This window comes from Paenibacillus zeirhizosphaerae, assembly GCF_030705605.1.
In the GTDB taxonomy this organism is placed as follows: Bacteria; Bacillota; Bacilli; order Paenibacillales; family Paenibacillaceae; genus Paenibacillus; species Paenibacillus zeirhizosphaerae.
The window spans coordinates 1-16,158 of the sequence record NZ_JAPCKK010000001.1; the positions used below are offsets into that span (position 1 = coordinate 1).

Below are 16,158 nucleotides of genomic sequence, written 5' to 3' on the forward strand. Positions count from 1 at the left end.
TTTCCCAGTATGTAAGACCCCTTGAAGACGACGAGGTAGATAGGCTGGGGGTGGAAGTGCAGCAATGCATGGAGCTGACCAGTACTAATCGGTCGAGGGCTTATCCTAAAGGTTCTAAAAGGCAATGGACGTTTCGGATCCAGTTTTCAGGGCGTAATAGCCTTGAGCGCTATGAAATTCATACACACTGTACGTGATGTACCGAATTTCTCGCGGCAACATGAAGCTGCATGTCTTTTCTGTAGTTGGTTATTTTCCTGAAGTGATTCGGGGAGTAATTCGACCGGAAAAAACCTGTCTGGTGGCGATAGCGGAGGGGTTCCACACGTACCCATCCCGAACACGACCGTTAAGCCCTCCAGCGCCGATGGTACTTGGACCGAAGGGTCCTGGGAGAGTAGGACGTTGCCAGGCAAAGCCCTTATGCTTGTTCAACAAGCGTAGTATTCCCTGATAGCTCAGTTGGTAGAGCACTCGACTGTTAATCGAGTTGTCACAGGTTCGAGTCCTGTTCGGGGAGCCATTGGAGAGGTGTCCGAGTTGGCCGAAGGAGCACGATTGGAAATCGTGTAGGCGCCAAAAGCGTCTCGAGGGTTCGAATCCCTCTCTCTCCGTTCTGATTCATTTCTTTGTAGATGTGTGGCCCGTTGGTCAAGGGGTTAAGACACCTCCCTTTCACGGAGGTAACAGGGGTTCGAATCCCCTACGGGTCATATGGAGGCTTAGCTCAGCTGGGAGAGCATCTGCCTTACAAGCAGAGGGTCGGGGGTTCGATCCCCTCAGCCTCCACCATAACTTAATATCGCGGGGTGGAGCAGTTCGGTAGCTCGTCGGGCTCATAACCCGAAGGTCGCAGGTTCAAATCCTGCCCCCGCAATTGTTTTTAATTTAAGAAAACACCTTTGGAACCGTGGTGTAGAGGCCTAACATGCCTGCCTGTCACGCAGGAGATCGCGGGTTCGAATCCCGTCGGTTCCGCCATAATAACATGCTTCAGAAATGAGAATCCAAGTATTGCGAGCCATTAGCTCAGTCGGTAGAGCACCTGACTTTTAATCAGGGTGTCGAAGGTTCGAGTCCTTCATGGCTCACCAGTTTAAATTTTCATAATGAATTGCGGACGTGGCTCAGCGGTAGAGCATCGCCTTGCCAAGGCGAGGGTCGCGGGTTCGATTCCCGTCGTCCGCTCCATTAGTTTGTCCCCTTAGCTCAGCTGGATAGAGCGTTTGACTACGAATCAAAAGGTCGGGAGTTCGAATCTCTCAGGGGACGCCATTCTTACTTCAATGAAATTATAATTTAAATAAGCCGGTATGGCGGAATTGGCAGACGCGCGCGACTCAAAATCGTGAGGGAAACCGTGGAGGTTCGAGTCCTCTTACCGGCATTATAACGGGACGTAGCTCAGCTTGGTAGAGCACCTGGTTTGGGACCAGGGGGTCGCATGTTCAAATCGTGTCGTCCCGATTCATAAACAAAAAGAAGTCCGCTAAACATCTTAGCGGACTTCTTTTTGTTGCACACTCAGCATGAGCGTCATTTAGCTGGTGAACGCCACCATTTGTAATGAAGGAGTTAGCCGCGTTGTAAACGTATAAATTCATGTTCCCTCGGTCACACTAACACAAAAAGTGGGATAGAAGGGATTCATATGAATCGATTCAAACTGAAAAAACAGTTCAGACGCCGATGGAGACAATGGAGAAAGGCACTTTGGACCTTCTTTATGGCGGGCGCTGCAGCTTTTGCTTTTTATACGGTGATACTGTCGGATAATCTTGAGGACCTTCTGACAGATGAGGGACCCGCGGCGATGGAGGCTATGGTGCAAGTCACAGAGGGTGATTCGAAGGATGAACTCTCCCAGCAGCAGAAGAAGTTTATCGGAACGGTACGGAGTACCGGTTTAAACAGAGAAGTTCATTTGCTTACAAACTATGTCTGCGGGGTTGAAACTGCGTTGCTCGGGAATTACCGGGCTGAGGATCTGGCTTCATTGCTGGAGCAGCATCCGGATTGGAGCGGACGTTTGAACGCCAAGGGCGAAGTGTGGCTTGAACGGGAGGTTGCAGATCTTTCGCCGATGTGCAAGAAAAACTCGTATATGGGCATCGGCTCCGGGAAGCAGTTAACTCTGTTTGAGGGACCACCGCAAAAGGAAAAGGTGATCCGTACTTTTTTTCAGCTTGATATCGGGAGCATGGAAACGTCCCTGCCTGAAGGTGTTTTTCAACAACTGCGAGAGGGGATCCGAATACAGGATATAGAGGAATATAACAGTGTGATCTCGACCTTTAGCGATTATGCGGTGGAACAGACGCGTAAAGTAATGGGACAGGAATATTAATAATTGTTCACACTTCGGAGAGGCGCAGAACGCGTCTCTTTTTGTTGTGCATAGAAAAAGAAACTTTTTCGACCGTGGACCCTAACATTTGTTATAATGAAATGAACAATACATATGTTCGCTTTTGTACGTAGAGGAGAGATGGTTTTGCGCATTTTGGGGATAGATCCGGGCATCGCTATTGTGGGCTTCGGATTTGTGGATAAGCAGGGCAGTAAAGTGGTTCCGGTTCAATACGGATGTATCCAGACGGAAGCACATACACCTGAAGAGGAACGTCTGCTGCATGTCTATGAAGGAATGAAGCAGCTCATTGATAAATATAAACCCGATGCTGTCGCATTGGAAAAGCTTTTTTTTAACCGGAATGTCACGACCGCGATGGCGGTCAGCCAGGCTCGGGGAGTGCTTGTGCTTGCTGCCGTCCAGAGTGGCCTGCCGGTTGCTGAATACACGCCAATGCAGGTCAAGCAGGCCATTGTAGGTTATGGCAAAGCAGAGAAGAAGCAAGTGCAGGAGATGGTCCGGATGTTTCTGAAACTGCAGGTCGTGCCCAAGCCGGATGATGTAGCCGACGCATTGGCTGTTGCCATATGTCACGCGCATTCCTATACTTTAAATTCCAAACTGAATGAGGTATTGAGAAGATGATCGATTTTTTACGGGGGCATGTCGCCCATTTGGAGAATGAATATATTGTAGTGGACGTTCAGGGGGTTGGATACCGCGTATTTTGCCCCAATCCTTATGCCTTTGCCAAGACTGAGGGAGGAGTAACGGTGTATATCCACCATCATGTGCGTGAGGACGCCATCCTGCTGTTTGGCTTTCCTACCCGTGAGGAGCAGCAACTGTTCCGGAAGCTGATTGAAGTATCCGGAATCGGACCGAAGGTTGCTTTGGGTATTTTGGGGGGCGGAACGCCTGCACATGTTGTGTCCGCTATTTACCAGGAGAATATAACTTTCCTGACGAAACTGCCGGGCATCGGCAAGAAGACGGCGCAGCGTATGATTCTGGATCTGAAGGACAAGCTGGATGGAATCGGTTCGGCTTCTATGGCTACCGGATTGTTTGCGCCTCCGGTCGTGGAGGAAGGGGATGGCTCGTACTGGAGTGAGGCCCGCGAAGCCTTGAAAGCTCTAGGCTATACGGACACGGAATTGGATAAAGCATGGGCCAAGATGAAGAAAGATACTTCGCCGGACGACTCTGTAGATATCCTGATGAAACGGGCGCTGCAGATGCTGTTCGCAGGTTAGTCGGAAAGACTGACAGCAGAATAGGAGCGATGCCATATGGAAGACCGGATTATTTCGGCGAATTTAATGATGGAAGACCAGGCGGTGGAGCTGAGTTTGCGTCCCCGCTTTTTGAATGAATATATCGGACAGAATCAGATCAAGGAAAATCTTAAAATCTATATAGAAGCCGCAAAAATGCGGAGTGAGGCGCTGGATCATGTGCTTTTGTATGGCCCTCCCGGGCTAGGGAAAACAACGCTGGCTAACATTATCGCCAATGAATTGGGCGTGAATTTAAGAACGACATCAGGACCTGCCATTGAGCGTCCGGGTGATCTGGCTGCTCTGCTCACCAATCTTCAGGAAGGCGATGTTCTGTTTATCGATGAGATTCACCGGCTGCATAGAACCGTTGAAGAGGTGATGTACCCGGCAATGGAGGATTTTGCCCTGGATATCATGATCGGCAAAGGCCCTAGCGCACGCTCGGTGAGATTGGATCTGCCCCCCTTCACTCTAATAGGAGCAACAACCAGGGCAGGCCTTCTATCGGCCCCGCTTCGCGACCGTTTCGGTGTGATCAGCCGTCTGGAATTCTATACAACGGACGAGCTTGCTTATATTGTGTCGCGTGGGGCTGATATTTTGGGGATCGGCATTGTTGGAAATGCAGCCGAAGAAATTGCGCTGCGTTCACGCGGGACACCACGGATCGCCAATAGGCTGCTCAAGAGAGTCAGAGATTTTGCACAGGTCCAAGGGGACGGAATGATTACTCAGACTGTTGCTGAAGAGGCCCTCAAGCGCCTGCAGATCGATCCGCGCGGTATGGATGAAATTGACCATAAAATGTTGAAAGCGATGATTCTGAATTTCCGTGGAGGACCTGTCGGGCTGGATACCATTGCGGCGACGATCGGAGAAGAAAGTCAGACGATCGAGGATGTATATGAGCCGTATTTGCTGCAGATCGGCATGCTGCAAAGGACACCACGTGGAAGAATCGCTACACCGGCGGCCTACGCTCATTTGGGACTGCCTATACCGGAGGGGAACTGAACAGCTATAAAAAGCGGTATGCAACTTTGGGGAGGAATACGGCGGAAATGAAAAAAGGTTACAAATGGATGCGTTATATCGTGCTGGGAGCGACCGTATTGATGTCTACTGGCAGCATGTACAATCCGGCGTATGGTGACGATACACCGGACACAATACGGGTAGCCATGTTCGCTGATCTTGGAAGCACGTATAAATCAACTACTCCTGCGGTTACTTTGAAATCGAATGGCGACTGGAGTATAGGAGAAGGAATCGGCGACGAGCACCGGGCGTGGCTTCAGCTCTCGTCCGGGCAAGCCGTTCGTTTCAGTGTTGACGGCTTTCGGGTAAAGGTCATGGAGACTTGGGATTACCAAGCAGCGGCCGCCGCCGCAAAGGTACTGCAGGGTACGAGTGATAAACCGATGATATTTACGGATTCGAAGAACGGAGGAACGGTGTATCAGTTGTACACCGGCATGTATGCTAGCGCAGCGGCGGCGCAGACGGCTGCAGCCAGGATTGCTGTGTCTGCGGCTGCTCAGTTGAACGGACAGATGCCAGTGGCAACAGGCAATTATCATTTGTCTGCGGGAACGTTTGCAGATGAGCAAGAAGCAAACAGGGTGAGGAACGATATCCAGTCAGTCGGATTTGACGCATATACGGTTCTGATGTCCAGCGGCGATTATGCGGTATGGGTCGGCGAAGCGGCATCAAGCGGCCAGTTGTCCAGTATCCGTGAAGCATTAGCCGGAGCTTTGCCGGAAATTATTTTTATGGACGCCGACTTGTCCGGGACCGCCCTTATTATCAGACAGGATGCAGGTACGGTGGGTGGCAGTGCACAGAACCTGAGGCATTACATGTTGAGCGGTTCGGATAACGGAAAAGTCACGGTCCACGGTGATGGAAAGGGTATTCAGGTCATTGAGAGATCCGAACGTACATACCGTGGCGATTTTGAAATCAGCAAAGTGTCCGGGCAAGTAGCCTTAGTTAATGAACTGCCTGTGGATCAATACCTGTATTCCGTAGTAGGAGCAGAGGTTTATGCATCCTGGCCGGATGAAGCATTGAAGGCTCAAGCGGTAGCTGCCCGCAGTTATGCGCTGTATAAAAGCAATAAGTTTAACATTGCGGATGTGGTGGATACAACGCTCAGTCAGGCCTATAACGGGCTGGGCAGCGAGAATGAAGATGTAAGTGATGCTGTGGATGCCACCTCAGGTGAAGTATTGATGAGCGGGGGCGAAGTGATTGAAGCCGTTTTTTCCGCCAACGCCGGTGGTGCTACCGCTGATCCTTCTGAAGTATGGAATGGGGGAGGCACAGTGTTTGCAAGCGTGGACAGCCTGGGGGATGCGAGTGCGCAGGAAGGTACCAAGATGTGGTATCACGTTCTGCTGGACAATGGCAAAACCGGTTACGTCCGGGAAGACAACGTAAGCGAGATTGAGGGTGTAACCGGAGCGGGGCTGGCACAAATGACCGTTACAGCGGACAGCACGAATGTGCGGCCGATCCCACAAATCCAGTCGGCTGTGGCGGCTGTGGCACAGATGAATCCCGGGGATGAGGCCGTGGTGCTTGGCAAGGTGCCTGAGTCTGGAAGCTACGCCTGGGTAAGAGGACCGTTTACATCAGACCAGCTTCTGAAATCCATGCAGGGAAAAATCACCAGCACGCTTCCTGCAGAGATTCAGCATTTGGATGTCACGGAGCGGGGGCCTTCCGGCAGAGTCATGGAAGTGGAAGCCAACGGACAGCCGCTGACTGTAAAATATCCGGATATGTACCGTTCGGCAATGGGCAGTCTGCCAAGCACGAAGTTTGATATTAGCGGAACGGGCAGTTATACTGTATTAGGCGCTGATGGACAAACCAGCCATATCAGCGGTGCTGCGGGGGCTGACCTGATTTTCGGCAGCGGAAAGAGCACATGGTCCGGGAGTGGAATGGTTGTCATGAACGGGTCTCATGAAGCTCGTGTAATTGATAAGGAGCAGCGCTTCATTATTACCGGTCAGGGTAATGGTCACGGCCTTGGATTATCCCAATGGGGGGCCAAAGGCATGGCGGATGAAGGGTATGATTATAAGCAAATTTTGCAACACTATTACCAAAATGTTTCTATAGTTAAGGAATGAAGATATAGATGGACGTAAACTTATATGATTTTCATCTTCCAGAAGAACTGATTGCGCAGACACCGCTGAAGGAGCGAAGCTCTTCCAGACTGCTGACTTTAAACAAGCAAAACGGTGAACTCGGGCATCATACGTTTAAGGATATAGTGAATTTTCTGAATCCGGGAGATACCTTGGTGTTGAATGATACCAGGGTAATACCGGCCCGCCTATTCGGCGTCAAGGAGGATACGGGAGCCAAGGCCGAAGTGCTGCTGCTCAAGAATCTGGAGGGTGACCGATGGGAAGCGCTCGTGAAACCGGGCAAAAAACTAAAAAAGGGTACCGTGATCCTTTTTGGTGAAGAATTAAAGGCACAAATCGAAGAAGAAGGCGACATGGGTGCCAGAACCATTACCTTTTCATATCAGGGAGTGTTCCAGGAGATTTTAGACCGGCTGGGGCAAATGCCGCTGCCTCCGTACATCCGTGAGAAGCTGGATGACAAGGAACGCTATCAGACTGTGTATGCGAAGCACGAAGGGTCTGCCGCCGCTCCGACGGCCGGATTACATTTTACCGAAGAGCTATTGGATAAGATCCGCAGTCGTGGGGTATCCATTGCATTTGTTACGCTTCATGTCGGATTGGGCACATTCCGGCCCGTGTCGGCTGAAGTGGTCGAAGAGCATGAAATGCATGAGGAATATTACTCTTTGTCCAAGGAAACGGCTGAGCTGTTGAATGCTACGAAGGCACGGGGCGGTCGTATTATAGCTATCGGAACGACAAGCTGCAGAACGCTTGAGACGGTGGGCGGCGTGTGCGAGGGTGGTCCGCTTAAGGAAATGAGTGGTTGGACCAAGATTTTTATGTATCCGGGTTATGAGTTTAAAGTGGTTGATGCGCTGATCACCAACTTTCATCTGCCCAAGTCTACACTCGTCATGCTGGTCAGCGCTCTTGCCGGCCGCGAGCATATCATGACAGCCTATGAAGAAGCGATTGACCGTAAATACCGGTTTTTCAGCTTCGGAGATGCCATGTTTATTTATTAATTTAAGCCTAGAGGAGTATATATAATGGCACCAGCAATTACGTATGAGCATATCAAAACCTGCAAGCAATCCGGAGCACGGCTCGGAAGAGTGCATACGCCGCACGGCGTAATTGAAACCCCGACGTTCATGCCGGTAGGGACCCAAGCAACGGTCAAGACGATGAGTCCCGAAGAGCTGAAAGAGATGGATGCCCAGATTATCCTGAGCAATACTTATCATTTGTTTCTTCGTCCCGGTCACGATATCGTAAAGGAAGCTGGCGGACTGCATAAATTCATGAACTGGGACCGGCCAATCCTGACGGACAGCGGCGGCTTCCAGGTCTTTTCATTGAGCGAAATGCGCAAAATCACTGAGGAAGGGGTTCAATTCCGCTCCCATCTAAACGGGGATAAAAAATTCCTCTCACCGGAAGTCGCTATGGAAATTCAGAATGCGCTCGGCTCAGATATTATGATGGCATTTGATGAATGTCCTCCATATCCGGCGGATTACGAATATGTCAAAAAGTCTCTGGAACGCACGAGCCGTTGGGCGGAACGTTGCCTTACAAGTCATGCTCGTCCGCATGATCAAGGTTTGTTCGCGATTGTACAGGGCGGCATGCATGCAGACCTCAGAAAGCAAAGTGCGGCTGATTTGACTTCCATGGATTTCCCGGGGTATGCTATTGGTGGACTGAGCGTAGGCGAGCCGAAGCATATGATGTATGAGGTGCTGGAGTCTACTGTGCCGCTGCTTCCTTCAGGGAAGCCCCGCTATTTGATGGGCGTAGGATCGCCTGACGCGCTGATTGAAGGCGCTATCCGCGGTATCGATATGTTTGACTGTGTGCTTCCTACTCGCATTGCCCGTAATGGCACCACGATGACAAGCCAGGGACGCCTGGTAGTTCGCAATGCCCAATATATGCGTGATTTCGGTCCTCTGGACCCCGCCTGCGACTGCTATACATGCAGAAATTATTCACGCGCTTATTTGCGTCATTTGATCAAAGCTGACGAAACATTTGGCCTCCGGCTGACAACATATCATAATCTGCATTTTCTGCTTAACCTGATGCGCAATGTGAGACAGGCCATCATGGATGACAGATTGCTGGACTTCAGGGACGAATTTTTCGAGCAGTATGGTCTTCATGATAATGATAAAGGATTCTGAAAGATAAGAATGTATAAGTCTTGAAAGGGGGGAAACTATAATATGTTGAATTTTACAGCAGCGGCTGCTGGTGGGACTAACAGCATCTGGGGAATGGTACTGCCGTTCGTTTTGATGTTTGCTATCTTTTACTTCCTGCTCATCCGTCCACAGCAAAAGAAACAGAAACAGCGTAACTCCATGCTGAATGCTTTGAAAAAAGGGGATAAGGTCGTTACCATCGGTGGACTTCATGGTACAATCGCAGAGATCACAGATGATATCGTGGTTCTGCGTGTAAACGACGTTACCAAGCTGACATTCGACCGCAGCGCGATTAGCACGGCGACCGTCGTGAATGATGCAACGGGCGGAGCGAGCAAATAATCTACTTTCTAAAAAAACCGAGCTCTTCTTGGGGAGAGTCCGGTTTTTTGCATTTTATATAACTTATCACAGCTTTAGGCTGTTTTACTTAAGTTGATCCCCAGCATTCCTCCAAAGGCACCTAGGATAAAGGCTGCGGATAGATGCAACAGATCCTGTACGTTCATACGTGAATCCAAGGCCAAAAAGCCGATGACCAGGACGGCTACCCCGTAAACCAAGCCCGTCACTCCCCCCCGGTACCAGCCTTTTTTCCCCGATCTCTTGCCTGATACAAAACCGCCCGCCAGCATGGAGATGCCATGAATAATGTAGGTGAAAAGGGATAAATCCTGCTCCTGCATGCCGGTGAGCCAAAGGAGCAGAGATAACACAAGCGCCCCGGCCATCATCCATATAAAAGCATAGAACAGACCGGATAAAAGGGGGCTCGACACTCGATAGGACCAGCGGCGGATCATATCCATTTTACAGACCTCCTCCGAAAAAAATGATATATCCCATTCTATGGCCGGACCGCAGCGGATAGTACAAGCTTAAGCTCCTTTATCAATTCTTTTTCCATTAATTTAAAAGCTATTTTTTTGTATGCTGCATCAAGTTGAGGGTGAGAATACCAAATACGCATTCTGATCTCCCAAGCCGGGAACACAGGAGGATGAGATTTGCTATGCTGAACCATGTAGGAATGCATATCTTTCGGACGGTGCTGATGTACGCAGTGCTGGTTGTAATTATGCGGATTATGGGTAAACGGGAAATCGGCAAGCTGTCCCTGTTTGATTTGATTATTTCAATCATGATGGCGGAGATCGCCGTCTTTGCGCTGGAGGATATTAAACGCCCCCTTTACGATGCGTTCATACCTCTAGCAACGCTGGTGATCCTTCAGATCAGCATAGCTTATATAAGTCTCAAAAACCGCAGCATACGGCTGCTGTTCGACGGAAAACCTGCCGTTCTTATTTCTGGAGGGAAGCTGAACCGCGGCATGATGGCAAAGCAGCGATACAATCTGGACGATTTGATGCTGCAGCTCAGGGAGCAAAATATAGCCAGCATATCGGAGGTTGATTATGCGGTTCTGGAGACAAGCGGTAAGCTTACAGTTATTCCGAAAATGGACAAGGCTCAGGAAACGGGTAACCCACAGGGTAGCCGACAGGCAGCCGATGAGACGAATGTCCCCCCCATCGGCAGGAAAGAATTGCAGAAATTCAAGTACGAAGGACTGCCGATTCCGTTGATCATGGATGGAAAAGTGCAGGATGCGAATCTCGAAAAAATCGACAAAACCAGGTTCTGGCTGAAAAATCAAATTCAGCTTCAGGGGCATAACGATTTCAAGGATATTTTTCTTTGCTCCGTGGACCATAATGGTAAGCTTTATGTCAGTAGTATGGGGGACAAGAAGGAATAGGCGGCCTTAAAGGTATCCCCTTCAGGTTCTAAACCACCTCCGCACAATTGGAATGCGGTGTAACTGATCCCAGAGGATCATGCCTGTACAACTCATAAACACCAAATACAGGGCTATTCCGATCAGAGACGAACAGATAAACTGCAGCCAAAGCGTACCACCGAAAGGCAGATGGAGATAAGCATATAACACGGCTCCGCCCATCAAAAGCATCCCTGCGGCTGTTTTGAACCAGTCCCCTGCCTTCATTTGATAGCCTAGCAGTCTGCTTACGCTGTATCCATGGAGTAGGGTTACTGCCGTGCTGTTCACACAAATGGCGGCTACGCCGCCGTAAATGCCGTATTCGGGCCGGGAAGCGAGGGCAATGATCAGGGCGATTTTGATAATAGCGCCGACAGCGGTATTTATGAGCGCCTGGCCGGGACGGTTCAGAGCCTGCAAGGCAGCTTGCAGCGGGGCCTGAATATAGATGAAGAGCGCAAATGGTGCCATAAGTTTTAGCATTCCTGCGGCCTCCGTGCTGTTGTACAGCAGCATGCATACTGGATCAGCAAGCACGTACATCAGTACGGCGAACGGAGCGCCGGCTACAAGAGATAGGCGGAGGGACTGGTTCAGCCTGCTGTGAACAACCGCCCAACTTCCGCCTGCTGAAGCCTCCGATAGAGAAGGAACGAGCGAGATAGCAAGTGAAGTGGTCAAGGCGCCGGGAAGGAGCAGCAAAGGAATGATCATGCCCTGTAGTGCTCCGTACTGGGCGGTTGCAACCGCGGTTGCAATTCCAGCCGCCGCAAGGCTGCGCATGAGCACGATAGATTCAAGCAGATAAGAAAATGAACCGACCAGCCTGCTGGCGGTAACTGGTATGGATAAAGAGAGCATGGGTTTAAGTATTTTACCTTTCGCGGAATTGTTCTCTTCCTTCTGTGGAACACTCCCTATTTCTTTAGGGGGATCATTATGGTGTCTGGCATACTGCCACAGCAGCACGAACATGCCAATCAATTCGCCAACCATAGCTCCGAGCATGGCGCCGGCCGCAGCGAAAGCAATTCCCTTGGGCAAAAGAAGATAGGAAAACCAGATGACACAAATGATGCGGATCACGGTTTCGGCTATAGAAGAGGCAGCGGACGGAATCATGTTTTGTTTTCCTTGAAAATAACCGCGGTATACGGATGATACCGCCACAATGATGATCATAGGCGTCATGCTGACAAAAGTATGATATACACGGTTATCCGTAAGAATATGGTTCGTAATCCAAGGGGCGAAGACAAGACAGAGAATCAGAAATATTGTGCCTAGGGTTACCGTAAACTGGAGAGCCGTGTGAAGGATTTGTCTGGATCGTTCCGGACGACCCTCCGTCTCGGCTTCAGCGACCAGCTTGGCCACAGCTAAAGGAATTCCACCTGTTATCAGTGTTATAATGACGATGAAAAACGGATATCCTTGCTGGTACAATCCGACACCTTCAGGCCCGATAATTCGGGGAAGCACAATGCGCGGAACGAAGCCAAGCAGCCGGTTGATGATGCCTGCGGCAAGCAGTATAATGGCTCCTTGAATAAAGGTTTGTTTTCTCAACCGCAACTCCCTCTTCCGTCAGATTTGGGCTGGACCCGCTTACAGCATGTAGTAAATGGATATGCCCAACCTGTCCCCTTTCATGACAAGCCTCTAAATATCCTGATGGTAAATTAAGAAAGGCAGGCTCGCAGTATTGACGGGATAGCGGATTACATATATTGTTTGCATGTACGGTTTATATAGCACGGTTCAGGAGGTTGAAGTTATGGGTATGGAAGAACTGGATGAGAACTATCTGGAAGAAGCCGTCGAGATGCTTTGCCGCAGCAAAGCCGAGGAGCTCAGGATGGTAGGTTATGAGCATGTGACCAGTAAGGATGTCTGGGACTGTGTTAGCGAAAAGTACGAGAAAGAAGGAATACCCCCGCTGCATAAGCTTGTAAACGACATTCTTTCTCTCAAAGCGACCAATTTCATGAACTATTTAACGATGTCCGCACTCCGGGGATCCACTTTCGAATAGAAAGAGGATCTTTTTTTGCCAAATTGACTGCATTTGCTGAGGTGCTATAATAGGAATATTGAGAATTGAAAGGGGATCATGGGACGGCATGAAGAGAGTGGTAAGTTTCATCCTGGTCGTGCTCGTAACCGCTGGGGTTATGATCGGGACAAGCCCGGGCTTATTGAACAGTTTAAAATTAGGCCTCGACTTAAAGGGAGGCTTTGAAGTTCTATATGAAGCTCAGCCCATGCAGGCAGGACAAGCAGTAACCGGCGAGTCGCTTTTGCAAACTGCACAAAGTCTTGAGGCGCGAATCAATGCGATGGGGACGAGCGAGCCTGAAGTGACCACAGAGGGCACTAATCGTATCCGTGTACGGATCGCTGGTGTCACGAATGAAGCGGAAATGCGCGCAATGCTGAAGAAGCCGGCTGAATTGACTTTCCGCAGTGCGGCTGAAGGCGATCCTGCAGGGATCTACAGCAAAGTTGAATTGCGTGGCGAGGATTTTGTAGAAAATGGCGCAACGGTTGTTTCAAATCAGCTAAATCAGCCTGAAATCAGCATCAAAGTGAAGGATAGCGCAAAATTTGCCGAAATTACTAAGCGGTTGATCGGTAAAGAACTTGCGATTTTTCTGGATGAGGTACCACTTTCGGCTCCGACCGTTCAACAGCAACTGACAGACGGCACTGCGTCAATCACCGGGAGTTATACCCGTGAAGAAGCGAACAAGATCGCTGATACGATCAACCTGGGTGCTCTGCCGCTCAGCCTTACAGAAAAATATTCGCAGAGTGTGGGCGCGACATTGGGCCAACTGTCTTTGCAGCAGACCGTACGTGCGGGTCTGATCGCATCTGTCATTATTTTGCTGTTTATGATTGCGATGTACCGTGTACCGGGTCTGATTGCCAGCTTCTGTCTGATCCTGCACACCTGGTTGGTGCTTGCCATCTTCTATCTGGGGGATTTTGTGCTGACATTGCCGGGCATTGCGGCCTTTGTGCTCGGGATTGGTATGGCGGTAGATGCGAACATCATAACTTATGAACGGATCAAAGAGGAAATTTTGAGCGGCAAGTCCATCCGTTCTTCCATGAAAGCAGGGGGCAAGAACTCCTTCCGTACTGTTATGGATGCAAATATTACAACGATCATCGCGGGTCTCGTCATGTTTGCGCTCGGTACAGGCTCAGTCAGAGGTTTCGCGCTGGTACTGATTGTGGACATTGTCGTAAGTATTCTCACCAATGTGTTCTTCTCACGCTTCCTGCTTAATCTCCTGATAAAGGCGGATGTGATTAAGAAGCCGAAGTATTTCGGTGTAAAGGAGAGTGAGATTCGTGCGCTTTAATTGGAATTGGGATTACATGAAAGCCAGCAAGTATTTTTACGGATTCTCGATTGCGCTGGCTATCGTTGGTATGATATGCGTGTCCATCTTCGGCCTTAACTACGGCGTTGATTTCCGTTCCGGATCGAATGTGGACGTAAATCTGACCAAGCAGGTAAGTCAGGCTCAGATTCAATCCTTGCTGGATTCACAAGGAATTGGTGAAGATGTCGATTACACCCCGGGGAATGAACGCTTCGGGATCCGTTTCTCCGAGGTGCTTACCGATCAACAGGTGAATCAGTTAAAGACTGCCTTTAACTCGAAGCTGGATCAAGGCGCTTCCTTTGAGGTCAATACCGTAGATACGGAAATGGCCAAGGAATTGGAGCGCAACGCTATATACGCGGTGCTTATTGCCTGTGTGGCGATCGCGATCTTCGTATCTATCCGTTTCGAATGGCGCTTTGCTATTGCGGCGATTGTATCACTGCTGCATGACGCGATTCTGGTCATCGCCATCTTTGCCATTTTCCGGCTGGAGATTGACCTGACCTTTATTACCGCGATCTTGACCATCGTTGGTTTCTCTATTAACGATACGATTGTTATTTTTGACCGTATCCGTGAAAATCTGCGCTTTGCCAAGAAAAAATCCAAGGCAGACCTGGCGGCTATTGTCAACCAAAGTATCGCCCAAACGATGACACGGTCACTGGCCACCGTCTTTACTGTTTTTATTGCATCGGTGTGTCTGCTGATTTTCGGCGGTGCTTCCATCCGGATGTTCTCGCTTTCTATGGTTATTGGTTTGCTGTTCGGGGCCTACTCCTCCATCTTTATCGCTGCACCGTTGTGGCTTGGCTTGAAATCCAAGCAGAAGCCGCCTGCGGCAAAAGCAGCAAAGCCAGTCAATCCATAAATGTAACTGAGCATAGGAAGCCGCGTCTGACAGGGCGCGGTTTTCTAGTTAATATCCGTCCATTTGTCTAAGGTAGAGCACAGGAATGAGGGGGAGCTGTTGTGAAAAGCGAACGTAGCCGGTCATCGGAGACGGCGGCGTGGACAGGGATCGCCGGTGACCTGATATTAGCCCTGTTAAAAGGCTCCGCAGGATACATTTTCAACAGTAAGGCTTTGATGGGGGATGGGCTGTATGCGGCTTCGGATGCCGCCACAAGTCTGGCTCGAGTCCTAACTACCGGCAAACTTAAAGAGCGCGGACAAGACCGTCTCCATTACGGTAATCCAAAGGTGCGGCAAGCTGTTCCTATATTGTTTTCCGTCCTGTTATTGATGACGGGTCTGGAGCTGGCAAGCGCGGCTATCCGGTCTCTGGGTGCGGATGAGCCTTCTGTGCCGGGGATGTATGCGCTGGTTACCGCATTTGCCGGTTTGGCATTGAAGGAAGCCTTTTTTCAGTTTCAATATCGGTTCGCCAAAAAAAAAGGTGAAGCGGAAATCAATGCACACATTAATGGACATCGTTTCTCTTTATATTCTTCTTTAGCCGCACTTCTTGGGATGATCGGAGCCATGGCTGGTCAGGCTTTCGGTGTGGAGTTTTTGCTCTATCTGGATCCAGTTGCAAGCCTGCTGATTGCCTGTCTGGTGTTACGCAAGGGTTATGTGTTGATTGTTCAACCCGTTTACGGTTCCCTTGGCGAGGAACTCCGGGAAGAGGATGTCCGCCAATATAAGGAGACGATCCAGAGAGTACGTGGTATTGTTACCATTGAAAGCCTGAAGGCATTGGAGCTTGGCGATACGGTAGCCATTGATGCTGTGATTAGCGTAAGTCCGCGCATCACAGTGCAGGAGGCACAGGAGATTGCGGACCGTGCCAAGACGCTGCTGATGACCCGTTTCGCCAGGGTAACGGATGTTAAAATACAGTTTAGCCCATATCAGTCGGTCTATCCGTACAAGACGAATCATGAACTGCCGGAGAATGATGTTTCACCACTGATCCAGTGAGTGAGAAGGCCGGCACGGAAAGTAAGGTGAAATCC

The 16,158-nt window shown here is 49.8% G+C and carries 15 protein-coding genes, 11 tRNA genes and 2 rRNA genes; 26 read left to right on the forward strand and 2 right to left on the reverse strand.

Annotated elements, in window-relative coordinates:
* From OIN60_RS00005 to yajC, 21 genes are all read left to right on the forward strand, one after another.
* A 23S ribosomal RNA gene (locus tag OIN60_RS00005) occupies nt 1-108 on the forward strand; the annotation flags it as partial.
* Between the two features lie 189 nt (nt 109-297).
* Nucleotides 298-414 (forward strand): 5S ribosomal RNA (rrf, locus tag OIN60_RS00010).
* Nucleotides 415-447: 33 nt separating this feature from the next.
* Nucleotides 448-523, forward strand: a tRNA-Asn gene (locus tag OIN60_RS00015).
* Between the two features lie 2 nt (nt 524-525).
* Nucleotides 526-614: transfer RNA gene (locus OIN60_RS00020), tRNA-Ser, on the forward strand.
* 27 nt (nt 615-641) lie between these two features.
* Nucleotides 642-713: transfer RNA gene (locus OIN60_RS00025), tRNA-Glu, on the forward strand.
* A 3-nt stretch (nt 714-716) separates the two neighbouring features.
* Nucleotides 717-792 (forward strand) — tRNA-Val (locus OIN60_RS00030).
* Between the two features lie 11 nt (nt 793-803).
* A tRNA-Met gene (locus OIN60_RS00035) sits at nt 804-877 on the forward strand.
* Between the two features lie 27 nt (nt 878-904).
* A tRNA-Asp gene (locus tag OIN60_RS00040) sits at nt 905-981 on the forward strand.
* Between the two features lie 37 nt (nt 982-1,018).
* Nucleotides 1,019-1,094: transfer RNA gene (locus OIN60_RS00045), tRNA-Lys, on the forward strand.
* 22 nt (nt 1,095-1,116) lie between these two features.
* A tRNA-Gly gene (locus tag OIN60_RS00050) sits at nt 1,117-1,191 on the forward strand.
* 7 nt (nt 1,192-1,198) lie between these two features.
* Nucleotides 1,199-1,275 (forward strand) — tRNA-Arg (locus OIN60_RS00055).
* Nucleotides 1,276-1,307: 32 nt separating this feature from the next.
* A tRNA-Leu gene (locus OIN60_RS00060) sits at nt 1,308-1,387 on the forward strand.
* 6 nt (nt 1,388-1,393) lie between these two features.
* A tRNA-Pro gene (locus tag OIN60_RS00065) sits at nt 1,394-1,467 on the forward strand.
* A gap of 184 nt (nt 1,468-1,651) precedes the next feature.
* Nucleotides 1,652-2,347: a BofC C-terminal domain-containing protein gene (locus OIN60_RS00070; protein WP_305752828.1), complete on the forward strand. Its 696-nt coding sequence runs from the start codon at nt 1,652-1,654 to the stop codon at nt 2,345-2,347.
* Between the two features lie 147 nt (nt 2,348-2,494).
* The gene (ruvC, locus tag OIN60_RS00075; RefSeq protein ID WP_305752829.1) at nt 2,495-2,998 is read left to right on the forward strand and encodes a crossover junction endodeoxyribonuclease RuvC; all 504 of its coding nucleotides are present in this window, start codon (nt 2,495-2,497) and stop codon (nt 2,996-2,998) included.
* Complete coding sequence (gene ruvA, locus OIN60_RS00080) at nt 2,995-3,609, forward strand: Holliday junction branch migration protein RuvA (protein WP_305752830.1); 615 nt, start codon at nt 2,995-2,997, stop codon at nt 3,607-3,609. Before ruvC ends, ruvA begins: the two co-directional genes overlap by 4 nt.
* Nucleotides 3,610-3,645: 36 nt before the next feature.
* Entirely contained in the window at nt 3,646-4,650 is a 1,005-nt protein-coding gene (gene ruvB / locus OIN60_RS00085) for a Holliday junction branch migration DNA helicase RuvB (RefSeq protein WP_305752831.1), read from the forward strand.
* Nucleotides 4,651-4,697: 47 nt separating this feature from the next.
* Nucleotides 4,698-6,782 (forward strand): SpoIID/LytB domain-containing protein, encoded by a 2,085-nt coding sequence (locus OIN60_RS00090; RefSeq protein ID WP_370872318.1) that lies wholly within the window; start codon nt 4,698-4,700, stop codon nt 6,780-6,782.
* An 8-nt stretch (nt 6,783-6,790) separates the two neighbouring features.
* Complete coding sequence (queA, locus tag OIN60_RS00095; RefSeq protein ID WP_305752832.1) at nt 6,791-7,819, forward strand: tRNA preQ1(34) S-adenosylmethionine ribosyltransferase-isomerase QueA; 1,029 nt, start codon at nt 6,791-6,793, stop codon at nt 7,817-7,819.
* A gap of 24 nt (nt 7,820-7,843) precedes the next feature.
* Complete coding sequence (gene tgt, locus OIN60_RS00100; RefSeq protein ID WP_305752833.1) at nt 7,844-8,983, forward strand: tRNA guanosine(34) transglycosylase Tgt; 1,140 nt, start codon at nt 7,844-7,846, stop codon at nt 8,981-8,983.
* A 42-nt stretch (nt 8,984-9,025) separates the two neighbouring features.
* Nucleotides 9,026-9,349: a preprotein translocase subunit YajC gene (gene yajC / locus OIN60_RS00105; protein ID WP_305752834.1), complete on the forward strand. Its 324-nt coding sequence runs from the start codon at nt 9,026-9,028 to the stop codon at nt 9,347-9,349.
* A gap of 74 nt (nt 9,350-9,423) precedes the next feature.
* Here yajC and OIN60_RS00110 read toward each other — a convergent pair whose 3' ends face one another.
* Complete coding sequence (locus OIN60_RS00110; RefSeq protein ID WP_305752835.1) at nt 9,424-9,816, reverse strand: TIGR04086 family membrane protein; 393 nt, start codon at nt 9,814-9,816, stop codon at nt 9,424-9,426.
* Between the two features lie 203 nt (nt 9,817-10,019).
* On the opposite strand from OIN60_RS00110, the gene OIN60_RS00115 reads away from it, so the two are divergent.
* The gene (locus tag OIN60_RS00115; RefSeq protein WP_305752836.1) at nt 10,020-10,769 is read left to right on the forward strand and encodes a DUF421 domain-containing protein; all 750 of its coding nucleotides are present in this window, start codon (nt 10,020-10,022) and stop codon (nt 10,767-10,769) included.
* Nucleotides 10,770-10,790: 21 nt separating this feature from the next.
* On the opposite strand, the gene spoVB is transcribed toward OIN60_RS00115, so the two are convergent.
* Nucleotides 10,791-12,362, reverse strand: a complete 1,572-nt coding sequence (gene spoVB, locus OIN60_RS00120; RefSeq protein ID WP_305752837.1) for a stage V sporulation protein B — start codon at nt 12,360-12,362, stop codon at nt 10,791-10,793.
* A 208-nt stretch (nt 12,363-12,570) separates the two neighbouring features.
* Between spoVB and OIN60_RS00125 the strand changes: the two genes are divergently transcribed.
* The 4 genes from OIN60_RS00125 to OIN60_RS00140 all read left to right on the forward strand — a co-directional run bounded on the left by OIN60_RS00125 (nt 12,571) and on the right by OIN60_RS00140 (nt 16,123).
* A complete protein-coding gene (locus OIN60_RS00125; RefSeq protein ID WP_305752838.1) occupies nt 12,571-12,828 on the forward strand; it encodes a post-transcriptional regulator in 258 nt (85 codons plus the stop codon).
* Between the two features lie 88 nt (nt 12,829-12,916).
* Nucleotides 12,917-14,167: a protein translocase subunit SecD gene (secD, locus tag OIN60_RS00130; RefSeq protein ID WP_305752839.1), complete on the forward strand. Its 1,251-nt coding sequence runs from the start codon at nt 12,917-12,919 to the stop codon at nt 14,165-14,167.
* On the forward strand, nt 14,157-15,068 hold the full coding sequence (gene secF / locus OIN60_RS00135; RefSeq protein ID WP_305752840.1) for a protein translocase subunit SecF: 912 nt from the start codon (nt 14,157-14,159) through the stop codon (nt 15,066-15,068). Before secD ends, secF begins: the two co-directional genes overlap by 11 nt.
* Nucleotides 15,069-15,169: 101 nt before the next feature.
* Entirely contained in the window at nt 15,170-16,123 is a 954-nt protein-coding gene (locus OIN60_RS00140; RefSeq protein WP_305752841.1) for a cation diffusion facilitator family transporter, read from the forward strand.
* Nucleotides 16,124-16,158: the final 35 nt, after the last annotated feature.

Coding starts and splice junctions, on each gene's coding strand:
- OIN60_RS00070 (WP_305752828.1), top strand. CDS start 1,652: ATGAATCGATTCAAACTGAAAAAACAGTTCAGACGCCGATGGAGACAA.
- ruvA (WP_305752830.1), top strand. CDS start 2,995: ATGATCGATTTTTTACGGGGGCATGTCGCCCATTTGGAGAATGAATAT.
- ruvB (WP_305752831.1), top strand. CDS start 3,646: ATGGAAGACCGGATTATTTCGGCGAATTTAATGATGGAAGACCAGGCG.
- OIN60_RS00090 (WP_370872318.1), top strand. CDS start 4,698: ATGAAAAAAGGTTACAAATGGATGCGTTATATCGTGCTGGGAGCGACC.
- queA (WP_305752832.1), top strand. CDS start 6,791: ATGGACGTAAACTTATATGATTTTCATCTTCCAGAAGAACTGATTGCG.
- tgt (WP_305752833.1), top strand. CDS start 7,844: ATGGCACCAGCAATTACGTATGAGCATATCAAAACCTGCAAGCAATCC.
- yajC (WP_305752834.1), top strand. CDS start 9,026: ATGTTGAATTTTACAGCAGCGGCTGCTGGTGGGACTAACAGCATCTGG.
- OIN60_RS00110 (WP_305752835.1), bottom strand. CDS start 9,816: ATGGATATGATCCGCCGCTGGTCCTATCGAGTGTCGAGCCCCCTTTTA.
- OIN60_RS00115 (WP_305752836.1), top strand. CDS start 10,020: ATGCTGAACCATGTAGGAATGCATATCTTTCGGACGGTGCTGATGTAC.
- OIN60_RS00125 (WP_305752838.1), top strand. CDS start 12,571: ATGGGTATGGAAGAACTGGATGAGAACTATCTGGAAGAAGCCGTCGAG.
- secD (WP_305752839.1), top strand. CDS start 12,917: ATGAAGAGAGTGGTAAGTTTCATCCTGGTCGTGCTCGTAACCGCTGGG.